At 70.0% G+C, this 21814-nt stretch carries 17 protein-coding genes; 11 read left to right on the top strand and 6 right to left on the bottom strand.

The genetic code is table 11. The features are described 5' to 3' along the window. Positions 1-206 precede the first annotated feature (206 nt). Complete coding sequence (locus tag BLQ43_RS09170) at positions 207-1310, bottom strand: hypothetical protein (protein WP_143006226.1); 1104 nt, start codon at positions 1308-1310, stop codon at positions 207-209. A 204-nt stretch (positions 1311-1514) separates the two neighbouring features. Between BLQ43_RS09170 and BLQ43_RS09165 the strand changes: the two genes are divergently transcribed. From BLQ43_RS09165 to BLQ43_RS09155, 3 genes are all read left to right on the top strand, one after another. Then, complete coding sequence (locus tag BLQ43_RS09165; RefSeq protein WP_090020042.1) at positions 1515-2153, top strand: hypothetical protein; 639 nt, start codon at positions 1515-1517, stop codon at positions 2151-2153. Between the two features lie 128 nt (positions 2154-2281). Next, positions 2282-2506, top strand: coding sequence for a hypothetical protein (locus BLQ43_RS09160; protein WP_090020041.1), 225 nt, complete (start codon positions 2282-2284; stop codon positions 2504-2506). A gap of 289 nt (positions 2507-2795) precedes the next feature. Then, the gene (locus tag BLQ43_RS09155; RefSeq protein WP_090020039.1) at positions 2796-4844 is read left to right on the top strand and encodes a hypothetical protein; all 2049 of its coding nucleotides are present in this window, start codon (positions 2796-2798) and stop codon (positions 4842-4844) included. Positions 4845-5017: 173 nt separating this feature from the next. Here the strand turns inward: BLQ43_RS09155 and BLQ43_RS14630 are convergent, their stop codons facing one another. Then, positions 5018-7702, bottom strand: coding sequence for a beta strand repeat-containing protein (locus tag BLQ43_RS14630; protein WP_176758608.1), 2685 nt, complete (start codon positions 7700-7702; stop codon positions 5018-5020). Positions 7703-7957: 255 nt separating this feature from the next. Between BLQ43_RS14630 and BLQ43_RS14625 the strand changes: the two genes are divergently transcribed. The 3 genes from BLQ43_RS14625 to BLQ43_RS09135 all read left to right on the top strand — a co-directional run bounded on the left by BLQ43_RS14625 (position 7958) and on the right by BLQ43_RS09135 (position 14539). Then, complete coding sequence (locus tag BLQ43_RS14625; RefSeq protein WP_176758607.1) at positions 7958-8572, top strand: trypsin-like serine peptidase; 615 nt, start codon at positions 7958-7960, stop codon at positions 8570-8572. A 182-nt stretch (positions 8573-8754) separates the two neighbouring features. Beyond that, positions 8755-11622 (top strand): beta strand repeat-containing protein, encoded by a 2868-nt coding sequence (locus BLQ43_RS09140; protein ID WP_090020033.1) that lies wholly within the window; start codon positions 8755-8757, stop codon positions 11620-11622. Positions 11623-11800: 178 nt separating this feature from the next. Then, complete coding sequence (locus BLQ43_RS09135) at positions 11801-14539, top strand: calcium-binding protein (RefSeq protein WP_090020031.1); 2739 nt, start codon at positions 11801-11803, stop codon at positions 14537-14539. Positions 14540-14676: 137 nt separating this feature from the next. On the opposite strand, the gene BLQ43_RS09130 is transcribed toward BLQ43_RS09135, so the two are convergent. Together BLQ43_RS09130 and BLQ43_RS09125 are read right to left on the bottom strand one after the other, a co-directional pair. Next, the gene (locus tag BLQ43_RS09130) at positions 14677-15120 is read right to left on the bottom strand and encodes a hypothetical protein (protein ID WP_090020029.1); all 444 of its coding nucleotides are present in this window, start codon (positions 15118-15120) and stop codon (positions 14677-14679) included. A 22-nt stretch (positions 15121-15142) separates the two neighbouring features. Beyond that, positions 15143-15946, bottom strand: coding sequence for a tetratricopeptide repeat protein (locus tag BLQ43_RS09125; RefSeq protein ID WP_090020027.1), 804 nt, complete (start codon positions 15944-15946; stop codon positions 15143-15145). A 91-nt stretch (positions 15947-16037) separates the two neighbouring features. Between BLQ43_RS09125 and BLQ43_RS09120 the strand changes: the two genes are divergently transcribed. Then, positions 16038-16931, top strand: coding sequence for an SDR family oxidoreductase (locus tag BLQ43_RS09120; RefSeq protein WP_090020025.1), 894 nt, complete (start codon positions 16038-16040; stop codon positions 16929-16931). A gap of 77 nt (positions 16932-17008) precedes the next feature. Here BLQ43_RS09120 and BLQ43_RS09115 read toward each other — a convergent pair whose 3' ends face one another. After that, positions 17009-17212, bottom strand: a complete 204-nt coding sequence (locus BLQ43_RS09115) for a cold-shock protein (RefSeq protein WP_090020023.1) — start codon at positions 17210-17212, stop codon at positions 17009-17011. Between the two features lie 476 nt (positions 17213-17688). Between BLQ43_RS09115 and BLQ43_RS09110 the strand changes: the two genes are divergently transcribed. Further along, complete coding sequence (locus BLQ43_RS09110) at positions 17689-17895, top strand: Thivi_2564 family membrane protein (RefSeq protein WP_090020021.1); 207 nt, start codon at positions 17689-17691, stop codon at positions 17893-17895. Between the two features lie 16 nt (positions 17896-17911). Further along, a complete protein-coding gene (locus BLQ43_RS09105; protein WP_090020020.1) occupies positions 17912-18097 on the top strand; it encodes a CsbD family protein in 186 nt (61 codons plus the stop codon). Between the two features lie 40 nt (positions 18098-18137). On the opposite strand, the gene BLQ43_RS09100 is transcribed toward BLQ43_RS09105, so the two are convergent. Beyond that, positions 18138-18905: an alpha/beta hydrolase family protein gene (locus BLQ43_RS09100; RefSeq protein ID WP_090020018.1), complete on the bottom strand. Its 768-nt coding sequence runs from the start codon at positions 18903-18905 to the stop codon at positions 18138-18140. A gap of 277 nt (positions 18906-19182) precedes the next feature. Between BLQ43_RS09100 and thrS the strand changes: the two genes are divergently transcribed. Continuing rightward, complete coding sequence (gene thrS / locus BLQ43_RS09095; protein WP_437123477.1) at positions 19183-21105, top strand: threonine--tRNA ligase; 1923 nt, start codon at positions 19183-19185, stop codon at positions 21103-21105. 127 nt (positions 21106-21232) lie between these two features. Then, entirely contained in the window at positions 21233-21772 is a 540-nt protein-coding gene (gene infC / locus BLQ43_RS09090) for a translation initiation factor IF-3 (RefSeq protein WP_090020015.1), read from the top strand. Positions 21773-21814 lie beyond the last annotated feature (42 nt).

Below are 21814 nucleotides of genomic sequence, written 5' to 3'. Positions count from 1 at the left end.
CACCGTTCGCCCCAGCGCACGCACGGCCGAATCGCCGTATGGACGACTGCGCCGGGAGTGAGTGCCGTCGTGTCGATCCTGACTGGGTAAAAGGCTGTGGCGAATCCGCGTCCGGGTCAAATACGGGTTTTTGACGGCAATTTTGCCGGACCTGAAGCAGAATGGATTTGACGGATATTGTTGTCGTTGCCCACGGGACCGCGCGATCACCGCATGTCCTTGTCCAGCGCCGAGGCCGCGGCGGCGTAGGCGTGGTTGATCGTCTGCGCGAACCACGGCGGCAGGCCGCTGGTGTCGGGGTGGGCCGCCTTCATGGCGTGCCGGTAGGCCCGCTTCACGTCCTCGATCGTGGCCGTGCCCGGGTCGAGCCCCAAGACCTCGAAGGGGTCGGGCAGGGCGTCGGGCTTGCCGGTGGTGCGCCGGTCGGCGGTGTGGGTGCGCTCGCGCCACGCCGGATCAGCGGCGTCCAGGAAGGCTTCCAGCAAGTCCACGTCGTCCTGCAGCCCGTCCGCGCGCACGGCCCGGAGCAGGTCCACGAGCTGGCCGGTGGTCAGCGCGTGGAGGGCCGTGCCCGCGCCGTAGCCGGCGATGCCGACCAGCAGCTCTCCGTGCACCGTGCCGTCGTCGCGCAGTGCCATGCGGACGATCGCGCCGCTCGCCGCGTCCGGCCGGGCGGCGCGGTCGCGTGGGCGATCCGCCGGGCCGTCGGGGTTCACGCCCAGGAAGGTGCAGGCTTCGCGCAGCACCTGGTTTTCCACCTGCTGGCTGATGGAGTCCCCGGCCGCCAGCGCCGGCTCCACGGGCACGCCGTCGCGCACGGCCGTGTAGAGCCGCAGGCGGCGTTCCAGCTCGTATTCCCAGGCGTAGGCGGCAAGGTCCGCGATGTGGGCGAGCGCCTCGCGCTCGCTGTCGAAGAGGGCACTGGCCAAACGGACCGTCAGCGGGTGGACGCCGACGCTGCCGTGCCGCTCCACGATCTCGAAATCGCCGTGGCGGGCGACCGGGCGGCCCGAGGCCACGCAGCCCGGCCGGAACGGGCCCGTCGGCTCCTCGTCCGGGTGTGCGGTCACGATCTCGCCGTTCGAGGCCTGGAGGTCCGCCCAGCCGCACAGGCGGTAGGTGCCGTCGCCCTCGGCGACCACGACGTCGCTCACGGTTGGTCCCTGCAGGCGTCCCTGCCAGGTCGGCAGCGGGACGTGCCCCGGCGGTTCGCCCGGAAGGGGCGCGCAGTCGCGCACCAGCGCCTCGCGGTAGGTGAAGCCGACCACCTCGCGGCGCTCTCCGTGCTCGTGACGAGCGTGCCAAGCCATGACCGTGGTGTCTGCCGGGTGGGGGCGCATGTCTCGTGAACGATTATTGCGATGCGGACGCGCTTGCCAAGGCCCGAAGGCCGCGAACCGCCACGCTGGCGCAGCTTACGGCTTTGAAGTGAACACGATCTAAACGTTTGGGAAAGCTGCGGCGGGCTACAACGGATGCGACGGCCCACTACCCGCCGGACGGAGGCGGCCATCATGGACGAGCGCGACAATCCGGCCGACCCGGCGGATCTCCGCCAGCGCCTCGACTCCATGGAGCGCTTCATGACGCGGCGCTTCGACGAGCTGTCGGCGGAGGTCAACGCGGCGTCCCAGCTCATCGGCATGGCCGAGGACACCGTGAAGGCGCGCTTCGGCGAGGTCATCGAGCTGATCGAGGCCATCTCGCGCCAGCCCGACGGCCAGGGGCAGGCCGGCGTGGAGCTGGACGCCGTGGTGAAGATCACCGAGGACGCCGCCAACCGCATCCTGGACGCCGTGGACCGCATCGCCGCGCGCCTGGACGACGAGCGCATCTGGGCCGACCCGGAGCAACGCCAGCAGGCCCTGTCCGCGATGCGCGACGACGTCCAGGAAATCCTCATGGCCTGCTCGTTCCAAGACCTGACCAGCCAGCGCATCCGCGCGGCCATGGCGAACCTGGAAGAGATCGAGGACCGGCTCAGCTCCACGCTGACGAAGTTCGGCATCGACGCGGAGGCGTATCAGACCGGCGGCGCACGCTTCGCGGGCCGGGTGTCGTCGCAGGGGGAAATCGATCAGCTCTTCAACGAAGGGGAGCAGCCCCCGGCCGCGGATGACGGCGCCCGATCCGATTCCACGCCCAATCGCTAACGGCCCAGCGGCCATCCACCCGCCCCGCTTGTCAAAGGCCGCGCTGGCGGGTATCAGCCCCCCGCTTGCATCGGTGCGCGGTGCGCCGGCGCGATGCCCGCATTTCGTTTTTGGAAGGACGAACGACCATGATCCTCCTGACCGAGAACATCCGCAACGTGTCCCTCTCCAACGGCCTCGTCCGGGTGGAAACCATCGCGACGAGCGCCGACGGCCAGGAGACCACGACCGGCGAGATCGTGATTCCGGCCACGCAGTACGGCGCCGTGGTCGAGGCGCTGCGCCGCTCCGGCGAGCAGCTGCAGCAGCGCGTGCAGGATCAGCAGGGCGAGACGGGCGGCGAAACCGCCTGATCCCGCACCTCGCGGGGCCGACGCCGCTCGCTCGGGGCCGAATCGCTCCAACCCCCTATTTTTACGCTCCGCCGCGCGGGGAGGCTCGCCAGCGCGTGCCCTTGGAGTGTGCCTTCGCCGGGGCCGCGTGTGCGCGGCGCTTGTCCGCCCAGCGGGTAACAAGACCGGCCCGGTCGCGCGCGACGGGTGATCTTCTCGTGCGCCCGTGTGGATGCAAAGTTGCATAGAGTGTTGCTCAACCCCGCTGGTGTGCTAAGCTGATCCGTGTGATCGGTCGAATGAGGCACCCATGACGGACGGCCAGGCATCCCCGGCCCCGCGCAACGACATCGTGCTGAGCGGCGAGGCGCAGACTCTCGTGGTTCCCTTCGCGGCGGACGTGGCCGGGACGGGCGCGCCGGAAACCGTCGCCGTGGCGCGCGGCGCCGACGTGCGGTTCGCGGCCAACACCGACGACGCGGTCGCCCTGCCGGGCGCGCTCGCCGACTACACCTTCTCTGCCGCCGGCAACACGCTGGTGGCTGAAGGGCCGGACGGCACGGTCGCCCGCATCGGGCTCAACGCGCCGGCCGCGCTGCGCTTCGACGACGGCACCGCGACAGCTCGCCTCGACGTTACGGATGGACGGCCCGCCGTTATGCTGGGTGGCGAGTCCGTCGCGAATGGCGTCGACGCCGCGAACGTCGCGTTGGCGACGCCGTCGCCGGGTGGGGGATCGGGCGCGTCCAGACGGCCCAACGACATCTTCCTGAACGGGGCGGACCAAACGCTCCGGGTTCCCTTCAATGCGGACGTCACGGGGACCGCCGCCGCGGAAACCGTGCAAATCGCCAGCGGTGCCGCCGTGAATTTTTCCGCCGGGGACGGCGACCGCGTCGCGTTGGCGGGCGAGCTCGACAGCTACGACGTTGCCAGCCGCGGCAACCAGCTGGTTCTGGAAAACGGCGGCACGCGGGCGGCGATCGGCCTGAACGGGGAGGCGACGCTGGCGTTCGCGGACGGAAGCGCCTCGGCTTCGATCGCGGTGACGGACGGGGCCGCAGCCGTCACCCTCGGTGGACGGACTGTGGATTCGGGGTTCGATGCCGGGTCCGTGTCGCTGGATGCGGACGGTGCTGCGGACAACGCGCCAGGCACGCAGGATGGTGGGCTGCCGCCCGTGCCGGCTGCGACCGGCCGGGGACTCGTGCACACCGGCACCCCGGCGGCCGATCTCATCGAAGGCAACCAGGACGGCGGCACCATCGCCGGGAATGGCGGTTCCGATCGTTTCGTCTTCGACAACGATCCCACCGGCGTCACGATCACCGATTTCGCCGTTGACGATCAACTTTTCTTGACGGGCGGCCGGACGGCGGCCGACATCTCGATCGGCAACGGCGATCGGGCGGACGGCGACGTTCAGGTGTTCGCAGGCGAAAACACGCAGGTCACGCTGAGCAACATCGACCCGGCCCGGGACGACGCGGTTTCGGACCTTGCAAGCTTTCGCGACGTTTTCGGCGAGCGTGCGCTCGGTTTCGGGCAGGCCGACTCGGATCTGGCGGCCACACCGGATGCGACCGCGCCGCTCGAGCTCAGCTTCGATGCCGAAACGTCCGGTTTCTTCGACGGCCATCGCGAAGGGCTGACGGACGCCTTGCAGGAGGCCTGGTCGGCGTGGCAAGCGCACCTGGACGCCGCCGAGGGCGCCGACGTCGAGATCGAACTGCGTGAAACTGGGCCCGATCAGGTCGGCAATGCCCTCGCGGCTACGCAATCGATCGTCTCGCCCGATGTGCCGAGCGTTCCGACCGGCGATCTCTTCAACGGGCGAGAAGCCCGTCTGCCCGGCGTCGTCTCGGAGTTGCGCACCGGCGCGGATCCGAACGGTGATGCGCCCGACATCGTCATGGGCCTGCAGGAGTCCAGCTTCGACCGCATCGCCTTCGAGCGCCAGGCGGACGGGACGGTTCCGGACGGGCAGTTCGACGGCCTCACGGTGCTGATCCACGAACTGGGGCACGCGCTGGGTTTCGACGGCTCCATCAACGTCGGGCCCGATCGGGCGGACGGCGTGGCCTCCACCTTCGACCAGCACATCAGCACCAACCGTTTTACGGGCGGCTTTGAATTCGACGGTCCGGCCGTTTGGGCGGTCAACAACGGTCCCGTGATCTTCGGGCCGAGCGATCCCTACCACATCGGCGGCGACGACGACCTGATGGTTGGCCAAATCGATCCCAACGAAACTCGTGAGATTTCCCAGGTGGATCTCGCCATCCTGGCGGACGCCGGGGTCCCGGTGAGCGACAGCGCGCTGCCCGCCAGCGTGAGCGACCCACTCGCCGTGGCGTGATCTCGCCCGGTCCTTTTTTCCCCTCTCTGTGCCGAGCCCACGATAAACCGTGCGGACCAAAAAAAGGGGCCGGCTCTCGGTGAGCCGGCCCCCAAATGATGCGGGATCAGAGGCAACCCGGTGTTGCCGGCTGCCGGCGACGGCACGCAGCCGCCGCCGACGCGCCGCGGGCGTTAGCCCGTGATGAAGTCGCTGGGCGTGAAGCTGCCGATGACACCGGAGAAGCCGGAAACCTCGAGGATCAGATCGTTGGAATCGATCGTCTCGTTGTCGTCGAGGTTGATCGCCAGCCAGTCGTCACCGTTCAGGTCTCCACCGTCGGCTTCGAGGAGCTGGACCTCGATCACCCCGGTCTGGTTGTCAAAGTTGGCAATGCTGTCCAGGTCGGACAGGAAGCTGTCCGTGTTGACCGTGCCCTGCGGAAGATTGACCCCGTCGGGCTGGGTCTCGGTGCCGCGGGTGGCGCCTTCCGGCACGATCTCCACATCCTGGCCATCGACGCCGTCGATCCCGGAGATGTCGATCTTGTCCGGGTTGGGTGCCGGCTCGGCCCCGGAGTCGTTGACGTTCAGGCTGCGCAGGACGTCGACGTCGTCACCCGGACCGTTGCCGTTCACGTCCGTGGAATCGGTGACGGAGTCGTAGACGAAGGTATCGGTGTCGGCGCCGCCGGTCATGGTGTCGCGGCCTTCGCCACCGTCGATGATGTCGTCGCCGTCGCCGACGTCGATGGTGTCGTTGCCGGCACCGCCACGCGCCGTGTTTTCGTTCTGGTCCTCGCCGACGATGTCGCGGCGGTTGAGGGCGAACAGCTCGTCGTCACCGGCGCCGCCTTCCAGCGTGCCGTTGTTCGAGCCCGCGTCGAGGATGTCGTCGTTGGGCGAGCCGATGAGCTCGTCCTCGCCGGCCCCGCTGACGACCTCGACCCCGGAATCGCCGGAGAAGTTGCTCAGGTCGATGGAGACGTCGCCCGTCATCTCCACCACGCCGGGCTGGATGCCGCTGGCCTCGATCGCCTCAAGGTTCGGGGTCGAGCCGTCGGCGGTGAAGGAAACGGCGCGGTTGCCCTCCAGCAGCAGCTCCTGGAGCCCGTCGGCGTTGGAGAGGTTCAGCTCGTAGCCGTCGTCATTGCCGGCGGCGTCGCTCTCGTCGCTGTCCTCGGCGAACAGCTTGACCTCGCTGAACCCAGGGGTGGCGAGATCCAGGTTCTGCGTGCCGCCGTCGGTGACGTCGCCCTCGGCGTAGACCTCCAGCACCTCGAGGCCTTCGCCGTCGGTGCCGGGGCCCTGGAGGGTCAGCGTCTCCTGGAAATCGGCGAAATCCTCGATCCGCAGCGTGGCGCCGTCCTCGAAGCCGGAGACGGTGCGCGCCGCGCCGCTCAGGGCCGCCTGCAGGATCAGGCCGTTGGCGCCGAAGTTGGAGACGTCGAAGTCGCCGCTCTCGTCGCTGCCGAGATTGGTCAGCACGCCGACGGTTTCGATGTTGCTGATGGCGTCCAGGCGGGCCGGGTCCTCGGAGAGGTCGTCCACATCACCGGCCGTAAGCGCCAGAACGTCGTTGCCCGCGCCGCCGTTGATCGTGTCGTCGGCGGAGACCTGGTCGCCGGCCAGCAGCACATCGTCGCCAGCGTAGCCCAGCACGTTGATCGTGTTGGTGGCGTCGCGGAAATCGATGCGATCCTCGCCACCGCTACCGGTGATGTCGGCGCCGGCAGCCATGTCGCCGGTGGTCACGTCCAGCCCGCCGGTGGCGCCCGCGGCGTCCACGGTGTCGAGGTTGCTCGCGTTGGCCGCGAGCGCGCCGGCCACGGTGATGGCGTTGTCACCCGTGACGTTGAGGCGCGTGGTCTGGTTCAGGTCCAGGCTCGCCACCTCGCTCGGCGCCCGCTCACCGCGCAGGTTCACGGTTTCCACCCCGTCGGCGCGCAGGGTGTTCACGTTCGAGCCGGAGAGGTCGATCGTGGCGTTGTTGCCGCTCGCCTGGGAATTGGTGAAGTCCGTGCGGACGTCCACCTCGCCGTCGCCGCCGCGCACCGTGGTGAGCGTGCCCGTGCGGTAGTTGGCGCCGGTGAGCGTCACCTGATCCCCGGACTCGCCCGTGGGGTTGCGGACGTAGACCTCTTCGGTGCCGGTGATGTCGTCGAAGTTGAGCGTGGTGGTGGAGCCGCCGGTGCCGTCCCCGTTCACGCCGAAGCTGATGTCCTCGACGTCGTTGACCGTCGGCGCGATGGTTTCGTCGCCGTCCAGCGTCTCCGTGACCCGCAGGGTGTCGCTGCCGGCGCCGCCGTCGATGACGTCGCCGTCGCCCAGATCACCGTCGCTGGTGCCCAGAATGGTGTCGGCCTGATCGGTGGTCTTGTCCTCGGGGATGAAGGTCCCGGGGTCGACTTCGTCGTCACCCTGGGTGAGCTGGATGGTCTGGCCGGTTTCCCGAGCTTCGGAGGTCGCCGCGGCGTCGAGCGTCACCGCGCTTTCGTCAAAGCCGGCCGTCGGGACATCGAGGCCGCCGAGCTGAACCTGCAGCGCATCGCCGCTGGTATCGACGCCGGCCGTGGTGCTGCCGTCGGCGAAGCGGATCTCGGTGTCGCCGTTGAGGGCGACCGTGACCTCCTCGCCGTTCACGTCCTGGTCGTCGAATTCGATCGTGTTGCCCTGGGCGGTGATGTCGAAGTCAGCGATGCTGCCGGCCAGATGGACGACGTCGCTCGCCCCGCCGGCGCTGGCGTTGAAGTTGGTGACGTTCGCCCCCTGATTGGCGATGATGCCTTCGCTGGCAGCGGTGCCGACGACGTTGACGCTGTTGCCGCCGGCAATCGTCCGTACACCCCCACTCTCGTCGAGTACGAGCCGATCTGCCATTTTGATCCTCTCTCTGGTTTGGTTTCGAATGGCGAGCCCTGCGGCCGTGCCACAGGGAACGGCCCGGTTCCCCCAACCCGTGACCGTAGGGCTCCCACGATGCCGTTAAACGCGCCAGAATTGAAGAGGCGATCCGCAGGCTTGCGCTTCGGGTTGCGAATTCCGCGGCGATTCCAGGGATTTTGCGGGCTTGTGGGCGCGGGCGCAGTCCTTAGCACGATCCTCGTTGCGGCACGCCCGGCGCCAGCCGAGGGCGTGGCCCATCGGGGCCCGCGGGCCGCGGTCGGCCGGATCGTCGTCGCCGGCGAGCCGGTCTGCACCGGCGTCCTGATCGCCGAACGCCGCGTTCTGACGGCGGCGCACTGCGTCGTGAAAACCGGGGCAAACGCCGTTTCTACGGGGACGGTCAGCTTTGCGGCGGGCTGGCGCATGGGCGCCGCCGCCGGGCGCGCGGGGGTCGCGCGCATCCGCTTGCCGGCGGGCTACCGCCGTCCCGACGGGCCCGACAGCCTGGACGCGCTTCAAAACGACGTCGCGCTTCTGGAGCTTACGGATCAAATTTCCGTGAAACCCCTCCGGTTGGCGGATGACGGACCGGACGAGGCCGGCTTCACGGCCGTCGGCTACCCGGCGCATCGGCCGCGCGGGCAGACCGTGCAGCACGCCTGCACGGTCACGCCCGAAACAGCGGGCAAGCCCGTCTGGCGCACCACCTGCTTCGCCGTCGGCGGGGCGTCCGGGTCGCCGCTGTTGCGGGACGTCCACCCGCCGACGATCCTCGGCGTTATCGTGGCGCGGGATCCGCGCACGGCCCTGGCCGTGTCGGCCGCGCGCATCCGCCAGCTTTTCCCGGACGCGCTGCGCCGCTGACGGCGCGCATGCACGCCGATGCATCACGTCCGCGCGGAATGCGGCTAAATCATCCCCGTTCCGGTTGTGCCGGGCCATACCGCTGTGCACACTCGCGCGCACAGATCGCAGCAAAATCATTTTGATCGCGCGTTGGGTGCCGACCACGGCGCCACGGCGCGCCGGACGGAGCCGAAAACGGCATGCAGCCACGCGACCTCGTGGTCCTGTCGGGCGAGACGCAGACGGTCGAGATTCCCTTCCGCGCCCGGGTTGCGGGCACGGCGGCGGCGGAAACGGTCCGCGTGCCCAGCGGCGGGGATGTGCGCCTACAGGCGGGCGAGGGCGATGCCGTCCGCCTGCCCGGTGCGCTGGACGCTTACGACGTCAGCGCCAGCGGCAACCAACTCGACCTCGTCCGCGACGACGGGACGCACGCCGCGATTTCGCTCAACGCCCCGGTCAGCGTAGGCTTCGACGGCGGCGCCGCGACGGCCCGGCTCGATACCAGCGGTGCGCGCCCCGTGGTCACCTTGGGGGACGTTCCCGTCGATTCGGCCTTCAATCCGGGCCGGGTTGCGCTGACCGAGCCCGCCGCGGACGCCCCGCCGGCCGCCGGCGGCAACGGCGTCTTCCTCCGCGCCGGCCCGGGCACCGTGACCGTTCCCTTCGACGCGCGCGTGACCGGCACGGCGGCGGCCGAAACCGTGCGCGTGCCAGCCGGCGCGTCGGTCGAGGTGGTCGCGGGCGGCGGCGACCGCGTGGCGCTTCCGGCCCCCTTCGATGCCTACACGGCCAGCGCATCGGGCAACCAGTTGACCCTGACGAACGGCGAGACGCGCGTGCGCGTCGCGCTCAACGCCACCAGCGAGATCGCCTTTGCCGACGGGACGGCCACGGCGGCGGTCCGCGTCATCGACGGCGTCGCGACCCCGGTGCTCGCGGGTCGCCCGGTGGGCCCCGACGGCGCGCCCGACGCCACGGCGCCGGATTCGCCCGCCATCTCCAGCCTGGCCGGCGGGGTCGAGGCGGGCGCGCGCGGCGTCGGCGCGAACGGCCAGGTTTTCGTCGCCGGCGAAGGCCCGACGACGGCGGTGCCGGCGAATGGCACCACGCTCACCGTGGGGCTGGACGGCCGCGGGCGCGTCACGGCCGCCAACGGGGCGGAGCTGGTGCTGGCGGCCGACAGCGGCCGCAACCTCGTCGTCGGCGCGCGGGACGGCGCCGATGGGCGCGTCGATCTGCGCGGCGACGGCACCCGCCTGAGTGCGCGTGGCGCCGAGAGCAGCATCATCGTCGGCGACGCGGGATCGGGCACGCTGACGCTCCGGGACGGCGCCGCCGCGGCGGCCCGCGATCTGTTGGTGGGCCGCGCCGGAACCGGGGAGGTCACGCTCGCGGGCCCGGAGGTCCTGTTCACGGTCGGCTCGGCCGACGGCGGCTCGGGGTTCGCGGCGGTCGGGGGTGCGTCCGGCAGCCGCGGGACGCTCACGGTGCGCGATGGCGGCACGGTGGCTTTCGACGCTGCGGCCGGCGACGGGCCGAGTCTCGTGCTCGGGCAGGACCCGGACAGCCTGGGCAGGCTGATCGTTGAGGGCGCGGACAGCGCGGTTCGCTTCACGCGTGACAGCGCACCCGAAAACATGGGCCCGGGGGCGATCGTCGGTGCGGGTTTGGGCCGCGGTGTCGCCCGGATCGCGGACGGCGGCGAGCTGGCGGTCACCGGGCCCGGCGCCGGTCTGACGGTCAGCGCGGGCAACCCTGCCGCCAGCACCGCGCCGGCCGCGGACGTGCCGGTCGAGCAGAGCGCGTTGACGATCCGCACGGGTGGGGCGGTGACCGTCGGCGGTCCAGCCGACCCGGCCAGCACGGCGAACGCCCGCCTCGCCATCGGCTCCGGCCCGGTCGCGGACGGCGCGCTGACGGTCGCCGGGGCGGATGCGCGGCTGAGCGTCGACGGCGCGGTGGCGCCCACCCTCGTGGCCGGCGGCGCCGGGCAGGGCAGCCTGACGGTGCGCGAGGGCGCGCGCGTGGACGGCCGTTTCCTCTTCGTGGCCAACCAGGACGGCACGGGTCAGGTCACGGTCGAGGGCGCGGGCAGCACGCTCGAGCTCGCCGGGGTCGCGGGGCCGGGCGCGGGCACCCTGGCGGGAGCCGGCGCCAGCGCCCTGGTGGGCGGCACCGGCATGGGCAGCCTGACCGTGCGCGACGGGGGCAGCGTCGGCCTCAGCGCCCCCGAAGGGGCGGCGCCGCTGGTCGCGGTCGCGCGCGCGGATGGCGCCGTGGGCACGGTCCGCGTGCGCGGCGCCGAGAGCAGTCTGCGTCTGGACGGTCCCGCGCCGGGCGGCGAAGCGCGGGCCCTGCTGACCGTGGGCGAGCGGGGCGACGGCGAGCTGACCGTGGCCGGTGGCGGCGAGGTGGTGGCCGCCGGGGCCAGCGCCGCCCTGATCGCGCGCACGTCCGGGGCCACCGGCCGCGTCATCGTGGAGGGCGAGGGCTCACGCTTCGAGACGGGCGGGGAGTTGCTCGTCGGTGCCGGCGTCGAGTCGGAAACCCGCACCCCGCTGCCGAGCCAGGGCGGCCAGGGGACGCTCGTCGTCGGCGACGGCGGCCGGCTCGCGGCGGGCACCGCCGTGGACGACGCCGGGCCCGACATCCTCGTCGGGGCGTCCGGCGTGCTGCGGGTGGCGCCGGAGGGGGCCGTCAGCGGCGACCTGCGCATCGCCGGCGGCACGCTCGTCCCCGCCGACGGCCCCGCCGTCACGCCTATCGACGGCGATCTCGACCACGCCGGTGCCACGACGCTGGAGATCGACGGCGCCGGGGCGGGCGAGCGCGACCTGCTCGACGTGGCCGGGGCCGCGGCGCTCTCGGGCGAGGTGACCATCGACGTGGCGCCGGGCTTCGCGCCGCAGCCGGGCGACCGCTTCGCCCTCATCGAGGCCGAGGACGCCGTCACGATCGCGGACGAACTCGACCTCCAGACGGCGGGCGTTCCCGACGGCCTCGCGGTGGAGCTGGTCGCCGACGGCGGAAGCCTCTTCGCGCGCTTCGCCGACGACGCCGCCTGATTCAAATCCGGTCGAAAAGATGGCGATCTTTGCGTTGGATTTGGGGGAAAAACCCCGATTCGACAGGACGTTCAGGCAGATGACACACTGAGATCACGTTGACGGCGGCAGGATGCATCCCGCTTGCGCCGACCACATGCGGTCCGGCGCGCGGAAACAGGGACAAAGGAGGTCCACGATGGACAGCAATCTGGTGGTTCTCGGCGGCGGCGATCAGGGCGTATCGGTGCCCTTCGACGCCGAGGTCCGCGGCTCGGCGGGCGCCGAGACAGTCACCGTGCCCGCGGGCGCGGATGTGAGTTTCAGCGCGAACAGCGGCGACACCGTCGCGCTGCCCGGCGCGCTGGCCGACTTTTCCGTGACGCAGGCAGGCAACGGCATCGTCTTGGAGTCCGGCGGCGAGGATGGCACGCGGGCCGTCGTCCGACTCAATGCCGACGTCGACATCCAGTTCAGCGACGGCACGGCGACCGCCGCCTTCGACACGAGTGTGAGCCCACCGCAGGTGCAGCTCGGCGGGGAGCCGCTTGGCGACGGCTTCGACCCGGCCAACGTCACGCTGTCCAGCAACAGCGGCACGGACGGTGACGGGTCGAGCGGCGATGACTCGACGGACGACGGTTCCGGCGACGACGGATCCGGCGGCGACAACGGCGGCAACGAGGTCTTCCTGGGCGGTGGCGCGCAGACCGTGCAGCTGCCGTTCGACGCCGACGTCACCGGCACGGGCGACGCCGAGACGGTTCAGGTCACGAACGGCGCGCAGGTCAGCTTCGACGGCGGCGGTGAGGACCGCGTCGAGTTCGCCGGCGACCTGGCCGACTTCAAGGTGGAGAGCAGCGGCAACGAGTTGAGCGTCTCGGACGGCGAGACCGAGGCCGATATCGCCGTCAACGGCAACGTCGAGATCGCCTTCGCGGACGGCTCTGCCGAGGCCGACATCAGCGCGGAGGGCGGCGGCCCGCCGACCGTGACCGTGGGCGGTCAGGCCGTCGGCCCGGATTTCGATCCCACGCAGGTGAAGCTCGACGCCAAGGGCGCGGCCAAGTTCGACGGCAAGGGCGAGGACGACACCACGGAGGAGGGCGGCCTGCCGCCGCTGCCGTCCGAGGGGGGTCCCGAGCCGGTGCTGGAAGGCACCGAGGCCAGCGAGAACATCGACGGCAATCAGGACGGCGCCACGCTTTCCGGCAATGGCGGTGACGACCGCTTCATCCTGAACCAGGAGGTCACGACCGTCACGATCGACGATCTCAACAGCGGCGACCAGCTCTTCTTCGGGGACGGGGTGACGGCCGCCGATGCCACGGTGAAGAACACCTCCTTTACCGATGGCAGCGTCACCATCGCCGCCGGGGAAACCGCCGCGACCGTCACCAACCTCGGCAGCGACGCCGACAGCACCATCATCGATGCCAGCACCTTCGAGAGCACGATCGGCGGCAACGCCCTGGGCTTTGCGGGCGATGCCGGCAGCGGTGCGGATGACGGCGATACCGAGGGTGACGACGGTGATGACAGTGAGGACGCCGACAGCGGCGACGACGCCGACGCACCGCAGGACCTGACCGGCACCGACGGCGACGACGACCTGGAAGGCGGCGATGGTGACGACACCATCAGCGGCGGCGCCGGCAACGACGAACTCGACGGCGACGGCGGGGCCGACACGATCGACGGCGGCGCCGGGGACGACGAGCTGGAAGGTGGTGAAGGCGACGACACCCTGACCGGCGGCGAGGGCGCCGACACCTTCAGCTTCTCGCTCGAGGCCAATGGTGAGACCAGCAGCGGGGACGACAGCTCCGGCGACGACACGAGCGGTGACGACGGCACCACCGCCAACGCCTTCGTCGCGGCGCGCGCGATGGGCCCGGCCGGCAACAACGGACCCAACAACCTGGTCGGCACCGAGGGGGCGGATACGCTCGACGGCGGCAACGGCCCCGATACCCTGCGCGGCCTTGCCGGTGAGGACGAACTGCTGGGCGGCAACGGCCCCGACATCCTGGTCGGCGGTGCCGGTGACGACACCCTGACGGGCGGCAACGGCCCGACGAACTTCAGCTTCTCGAGCGGTGACGGTGACGACACCGTGACCGATTTCTTCGCCCCCACCGACACGCTCGTCTTCAACCTCGGTGACGAGGAAGACGGCGAGTCGAGCGGCGACGGCACCGAGGACACGAGCGACAGCGACGACGGTTCGAGCGAGGACGGAACGTCGGACGACGACAGCACCTCGGACGATACCACGTCCGAGGACGACACCACCTCGGGTGACGACACGACCTCGGATGACACGAGCACCGACGACGGCAGCACGTCCGATGACGACGGTGACACCGAGGACGATGACACCGAGGATGACGACGGCGACACCGAGGACGACGCCGAGGAAGAGGACGACGACGGCCTTGAACTGCCGGACGGTGTCACGGCCGAGGACGGCGAGGCCGGCGTTGTGGTGAGCTACGACGGCGGGTCGGTCACGCTGGAGGGCGTGAGCCTGTCGGACCTCGGCGAGGGCAACGTCGCGACCACGGATGACCCGATCGCGGACCTCCGCGATGATGAGGAGGAAACCGAGGACGACGAGGCCGAGGACGACGAGACGGAAGACGAAACCGAAGACGAGACGGAAAACGAGGACGAGACCGACGAGGGTGACGGCGAGGATGCCGAGGCCGCGGGCCACGGCAGCGACACCATCACCGATTTCGAACTCGGCACGGACACGATCGAGTTGGACGACACACCCGAGGACTTCGCCCTGGAGGATCTCGAGGTCGCCGAAGCCGGCGGCGAGGGCGAAGACGCCGGCGTGGTCCTCAGCCATGACACCGGCGAGATCACGGTCCTCGGCGGCGACGTTTCCACCGAGACGCCGCTGGCGGACTACGTGACCATCGCTTGACCCCCTTGTCCATGGGCGGCGCCACCGGCAGCGCCGCCCGTCCGCCGCCCGCAACCGGCCGGGCGGCCAAGAAGAGCCCCCTCCCGTGCCGTGCGACAACCGTTCGGCCCGCCACCTCGGCGGGCCGCTTTTTTTGTTTATTCCGCGCCGGACGAAGCCGCGCTGCCGGCTTCATCGCCGGTCGGCGGCTGGGCGAAGCGCTTGGCCTTGCGGATGCCCACCATCTTGATCAGCACCGGCGCGGGCAGGGCGACGACGACCACCGCCATGGCGATGTAGTTCAGCATCCCCACCGGCTCTTGGCTCACCGCCGCGGTGGCGAGCGCGCAGACGAACCACGCCAGCGCCAACCCCAGGATGACGCCCAGCCGGCTGCCGGTCGTGGCTTTCTGGCACAACTCCAGGTAGTGCTTGACGAAGGCGTCGCGGCCCATTGCCACCTTGTCCGACGCTGGCGCCGCCTTCTGCAGGTGGGCGTAGGCCTGCTCCGCGGACCTTCGCCATTCGGGCCGGCGGCGCATGGTGATGATCGCGTCGAACACCATCAGCAGGATCACCATGCCGAGCAGGAGCCAGAACATCGCTAGGTCCTCCCGAAGGCTATCAGCCTTCGTCTGTCTTGGATTTCATCTGGGTCAGGTTGGTGCGCGCCGCTTCCGCCGCGGGTGAGGTGGGCGCCACCTCCAGCAGGCGCGTCCACGCCTGGCGCGCGGCGTCCTTGTCGCCCTGCAGCCGGTGCAGGATGCCCTTTTCCAGCAGCGCCTCGGGGTTGCGCGGGGCCAACTCGACGGCCGTCTCCGCGTCCTCCAGCGCCGCCTTGAGGCGATCCAGGTGGCGCAGCGCGCTGGCGCGGTAGACGTAGACCATGGCGTTGTCGGGCGCCTTGCTCTGCGCGCGGTTGAGGTCCTGCACCGCGCCCGCGTAGTTGGCGCGCTGGAAGCGCACCATCGCCCGGTCGACCCACAGCTCGGCGTTGTCCCGGTTGAGGTTGAGCGCCTTGCTGTGCGCCGTCTCCGCCTTCTCCAGCTCGCCCGCCAGCAGCCACGCCTGGCCGGCCTGGGCCATGGCTTCCGCGCGCATGAGGGGGCCGGAGTCGGTGTCGAGCGTGCGCGCCAGCTCCTCCAGCCGCTTGGCCGCGGCCGTGTGCTGGCCGTCGTTCAGCAAGGCCACCGCCAGACAGTGCCGCGCGGGGTCGCCGCCGCCCTGGGCTTCCCAAGTGCGCGCACGGCCGCGCGCCTTTTCGGGGGTCTGGGCCGCCAGGCGAAGGCAGTCGGTGTAGCGCTCCGCCGCCTTCAGCTCGTCGGACTTCGGGGCGTCCGCCGCGTCCGTTTCGGTCTGGGCGGGCGCGGGTCCCGCCGCCAGCAGCGCCAGCGCCACCAGGGGCGCGATCGTCTGCCCGTGCCGCATGCCGGCTCTCCATCTTGCTCCGGTCCGCTGGTAGACCCAGTTTCGCGCGACCGCAAGTTCACATCCGACCGCGCTGCGCAAGGACCGCATCATGACCGATCACACGCCGCGCATCTTCATCTTCGGCATCGGCTACAGCGCGCACCGCCTGGCCCAGCGCCTGCTGGCGGCCGGGTGGCAGGTCGCCGGCACCGCGCGGACGGCGGAGAAGGTGGAAGCCCTGCGCGCCGAGGGTATCGACGCCCAGGTCTTCGACCGCGACCGCCCGCTGGCCGACGCCGATGCCGCGCTCGCGCGCGCCACGCACCTGCTCAGCTCGGTGCCGCCGGACAAGGCCGGGGACCACGACGCGGTGCTGGACCAGCACGGCGACACCATCGCGCGCGCGGCCGACCGGCTCGACTGGGCCGGCTACCTCTCCACCACGGGGGTGTACGGCGACCGCGACGGCGGCTGGGTGGACGAGACGAGCGCGTTGCGCCCGACCAGTGAGCGGAGCGAGCGTCGCGCCCACGCCGAGGGGCGATGGCGTGCGCTGTACGCCGACCACGGGGTGCCCGTCCACGTCTTCCGGCTCGCCGGGATTTACGGGCCCGGACGCGGGCCGATCGAATCCGTGCGCCGGGGCACGGCGCGGCGAATCCACAAGCCGGGGCACGTGTTCTCGCGCATCCACGCCGACGACATCGTGCGGGTTCTGGAAGCCTCGATCGCGCGGCCCAACCCCGGCGCCGTCTACAACGTCTGCGACGACGAGCCGGCGGCGCCGCAGGACGTCACCGCCTATGCCTGCGAGCTGCTCGGCGTGAACCCGCCGCCCTTGCAGGATTTCGACACGGCGGAAATGTCGGAGATGGCGCGCACCTTCTGGCGCGACAACAAGCGCGTCGCGAATGCCCGCATCCACGACGAGCTGGGGGTCGAGCTGGCTTATCCGACCTACCGCGAGGGGCTGCGGGCGCTGGTGGCCGAAAACGCGGCATAAAAAAGCGGCGGCCCGGTTCCCCGGACCGCCGCCCGTTCTGGTCGATGCCGCGCGGCCCCGCGCGGCCGTCGTCCAGCTTAGACCGCGTGCAGGTTGCCCGCGGCGGTCTTGCCCTTGTCGGTCACGAGGTCGTAACCGATGCGCTGGCCCTCTTCCAGACCGGTCATGCCGGCGCGCTGAACAGCGGTGATGTGGACGAAAACGTCCTTCCCGCCGTCCTCCGGCTGGATGAAGCCGTAGCCCTTGGTGGTGTTGAAGAACTTCACGGTCCCGGTCGCCATATCGCGATCTCCTGTATCCCGGGTTGGCAGTCGCGCCACCGCGCGCATCGCGGCGGCCGCGGTCTCGAGTCTCGTCACTCCGGGAGCAGGAATCCGATGCGGGCTGTGTCGCCCGCGGGCCCAGGCACGCCAAAGTCACGTCTCAGACAGTCACGGACTGTACGCACGTTCGGCCGGGAAGCAAAGGGTTTTTTTGCCGTGCCGTCGGTTTTCCCGAGGCCTCGCGCGCGGCGGGGCGATCGGGCCCCCGATTCAACGTATTCGCCAGAGGGATTGCGCCGAAAGCGAAGTCCTGGTTCGATCCGCGAAGTTTCGGGAAGGATGCGTTCGTTAAAAGGCCAATCGACCGCTCGATGGATGCGGGACAATCGGCAAAACGGATTGCGCGGATTTTTCCCGATCATCGACGGTGACCCGCGTGCCACGAAGTCGCCCAAGCGGCGACGCTTCTTCCCTCGCGTACACGGAGAGGCGGTATGCCGATTATCCCGATCGTCGTCACGCTGGTGATTGCCGGCGTGGTTCTGTGGCTCATCAACGCCTACATCCCGATGGACAACCGAATCCGCGGGCTGCTCAACCTCGTTGTCGTGATTGTGGTGATCGTCTGGCTGCTCAGCGCCCTGGGCGTCATCGGCGGTCTACAGGCCGCGCCAGCCGCCATCATGCCTTTCACCGGCTGACCACGGAGCGGACACCATGGACACCGCACGCATCAAAGGCCCGTTCAAGCAGGCGACCGGCGCCGCCAAGCGCGCGATCGGCCGGATCACGGGCAACAAGAAACTGGAAGCCAAGGGCCGGGCCGAGACGACCCAGGGTCATGTCCAGGAGGCCGCGGGCACCGCGAAGGACGCCGTCCGCGACGCGGGCGACAAGAAATAGCCCATCAGCCGACGCGGCCGGACCCGCCCGGCTCCGCGTGTCAGCACGTCGCCACGACCTCGTTCAGGCCGTCCAGCGTGCGTTCCAGGCGGCGCAGGTCGGCGGGCGCGGAGAGGCGGTGATCCGCGTTCTTCACCAGCGTCACCTCGACGTCCTCGCTGGCCAGCGCCGCCTGCGTCTTCAGCGACCAGTGCCACGGGACGTCGTCGTCGCGCATGCCGTGGATCAGGCGCACGGGGCAGGTGAGGTCGATGGTGTCGCGCAGCAGCAGGTGCTTGCGCCCGTCGTCCACCAGCGCCTTGGACAGCGGCACCGGGTCGCCGTAGGGCGAGGGCATGTTGTACACCCCCTCGCGCGCCAGCGTTTCCCGCGCCGCCTCGTCCAGCGTGGGCAGCAGCAGGTCCTCGGTGAAGTCGGGCGCGGCGGCGAGGCCCACGAGGGCGGCCACGCGCTCGGGCCGCTGCAGCGCGGCGAGCAGCATCATGCACCCGCCCATCGAGGAGCCGACGAGCACCTGCGGCCCTTCCGTAAGGTGGTCGAGCACCGCCAGCGAATCGGCCAGCCACGCGCTCACCGTGCCGTCGACGAAGCGCCCGCTGGACTGCCCGTGGCCCTGGTAGTCGAAGCGCACGAAGGCGCGCCCGCGCTCGCGCGCGTAGGCTTCCAGCGCCGTCGCCTTGGTGCCGTCCATGTCGGAGGCAAAGCCGCCCAGGAAGACGATCCCGGGCGCGGCGCCGGGCGTGCGGTGGTGGGCGATGCGGGCGCCGTGGCCCGTGTCCAGGTAGGCGGGCGCGGCGGTGTCGCTCATGGCGCGGGCTCCTTTTGCCGTCGGGTACGGCGGTAGCACGCCACCGCGTCAACGCGCCAGTGGCGTTGCATTTGCACGCGTCCTATGGTCCCCCCATGTTGCCACAAGGGCATGATAAGGTCGGATCGAAACGATCCGGGCTTGGAGTCATGCCCGTCCATGAATGGCATCGAGCGCGATGGGGCTCGTGGGACAATTCCGCGTCGGCTCATCGCGCTCGCGTCCCGGGGCGAGACGGAGGAGAGCCGTGAGCACTGTTGCCGAGGTGGAGCGCAGTGTGCGCGTGGTGCTGCCGGACGGCAGTAAGCTGACGTTCGACCACGCGCCCACCGGCTTCGAGGTCGCCGAGCGCATCGGCAAGAAGCTCGCCAAGCAGGCCCTGGCGATCAAGGTCGACGGCGAGGTGCGCGACCTGCAGCGCGCGGTGCCGGACGACGCGCACGTGGAGATCGTCACGCGCGGCCACCCGGACGCGCCCGAGCTGATCCGCCACGACTGCGCGCACGTGCTGGCGGAGGCGACGCAGGAGCTCTACCCGGACACCCAGGTGACCTTCGGTCCGCCCACCGAGACCGGCTTCTATTACGACTTCGCGCGCGAGGAGCCCTTCACGCCGGAGGACCTCGAAAAGATCGAGCAGCGCATGCACGAGATCATCGACCGCGATGAGGAGATCGTGCGCGAGGTCTGGGACCGGCAGGAGGCCATCGAATACTTCCGCTCCATCGGCGAGCACTACAAGGCCGAGCACATCCAGACGCTGCCCGACGACGCCGTCATCAGCGTCTACAAGCAGGGCGACTGGCTGGACCTGTGCAAGGGCCCGCACACGCCCAGCACGGCCAAGATCGGTCACGCCTTCAAGCTGATGAAGGTCTCGGGCGCCTACTGGCGCGGCGACCAGCGCAACGAGCAGCTCCAGCGCGTCTACGGCACGGCCTGGGAGACGGAGAAGCAGCTCAAGGATCACCTCCACATGCTGGAGGAGGCCGCCCGGCGCGACCACCGCAAGCTCGGCCGCGAGCTGGGCCTCTTCCACCAGCAGGAGGAGGCCGTCGGCAACGTCTTCTGGCACCCCAAGGGGTGGACGCTCTACCGCCAGATCGAGCGCTACCTGCGCGACAAGCTGGAGCGCGACGGCTACGTCGAGGTGAAGACGCCCCAGCTCATCGATCAGAGCCTGTGGGAGCGCTCCGGCCACTGGCAGAAGTTCCACGACAACATGTTCACGGCGAAGAGCGAGGACGACCACACCCTCGCCATCAAGCCGATGAACTGCCCCGGCCACGTGCAGATCTTCAAGCAGGGCATCACCAGCTACCGCGATTTGCCCTACCGCATGGCGGAGTTCGGCTCCTGCCACCGCTACGAGCCCTCGGGCGCCCTGCACGGGCTGATGCGCGTCCGCGCCTTCACGCAGGACGACGCGCACATCTTCTGCACCGAGGAGCAGATCGACGACGAGACGGTGAAGTTCTGTGCCCTGCTGCGTGAGGTCTACGCCGCCTTCGGCTTCGAGGACGTGACGGTCAAGTTCTCCGACCGCCCGGAGACGCGCGCGGGCTCGGACGAGGTGTGGGACCGCGCCGAGCACGCCCTCAAGTCGGCGGTCGAGCACGCCGGGCTGCCCTACACGCTCAACCCCGGCGAGGGCGCGTTCTACGGCCCCAAGCTGGAGTTCGTCCTGCGCGACGCGCTGGGCCGCGACTGGCAGTGCGGCACGCTGCAGGTCGACTTCGTCCTGCCCGAGCGGTTGGACGCCACCTACGTCGGCCAGGACGGCAACGAGCATCGGCCGGTGATGCTGCACCGGGCGATCCTGGGCTCCTTCGAGCGCTTCATCGCCATCCTGATCGAGGAGCACGCGGGCAAGTTCCCGCTCTGGCTCGCGCCCGAGCAGGTGGTGGTGACGACGATCACCAACGACGCCGACCAGTACGCGGAAGCCGTCGCCAAGCGCATGCGCGCCGCCGGGCTGCGCGTGAAGACGGACCTGCGCAACGAGAAGATCAACTACAAGGTCCGCGAGCACAGCAACCAGAAGGTTCCGGTGATCGCCGTGGTCGGCAACACCGAGGCGGCCCAGGGCACCGTGGCCCTGCGCCGGCTGGGCTCGAAGCAGCAAGAGGTTCTTGAACTGGACGAGGCGGTGACTAAACTCGCCACGGAGGCGCGACCGCCCGCCTCGCCGGAAACGTGATGACCGCTTGACCGGCGCGCGCTCTGCTTCCCGAATGGAGGCGGCGCGCGACCGGCTTGTGGTGATCGCGGCCGCGACGACGCACAACCCAACCGAACGTAGCAACGGAAAAAACGGAGCCTGATCCATAGGAAAGCGACCGCACCAGAGTTCTGCGCCCGCGAGCGACGCGCCGCGCGCCAATCGACAGATTCAAGCGCGCGAAGTGCGCCTGATCGACGCCGACGGGCAGAACCACGGCGTTGTTCCGCTGAACCAAGCTCTGCAGGCGGCGGAAGAGGCCGGCCTTGACCTCGTGGAAGTCTCTCCCACGAGCAAGCCACCCGTGTGCAAGGTGCTGGACTTCGGCCGTTACAAGTACGAGATGCAGAAGCGGAAAGCCGAAGCCCGCAAGAAGCAAAAGACGGTGGATGTCAAGGAAGTCAAGATCCGCCCCAACATTGAAGATCACGACTACAATGTGAAAATCAAGAACATCCAGAAGTTCCTGGGCGAGGGCGATAGGGTGAAGGTCAGCCTGCGCTTCCGCGGGCGCGAGATGGCGCACCAGGACCTCGGCCAGAAGATCCTGAACAAGGTGCGTGACGACGTCGCCGACACCGGCAAGATCGAAGCCGACCCCAAGCTCGAAGGGCGGCAGATGATCATGGTGCTGGCGCCGCGTTAACGGGTCACCGCACCCGTGCTTATTGCGTTAGCGCGGCGAATG

This window comes from Limimonas halophila, assembly GCF_900100655.1.
Taxonomy (GTDB): Bacteria; Pseudomonadota; Alphaproteobacteria; order Kiloniellales; family Rhodovibrionaceae; genus Limimonas; species Limimonas halophila.
The sequence above is the reverse complement of the archived record's forward strand: the minus strand, read 5'-3'. Positions and strand labels throughout refer to the sequence as shown.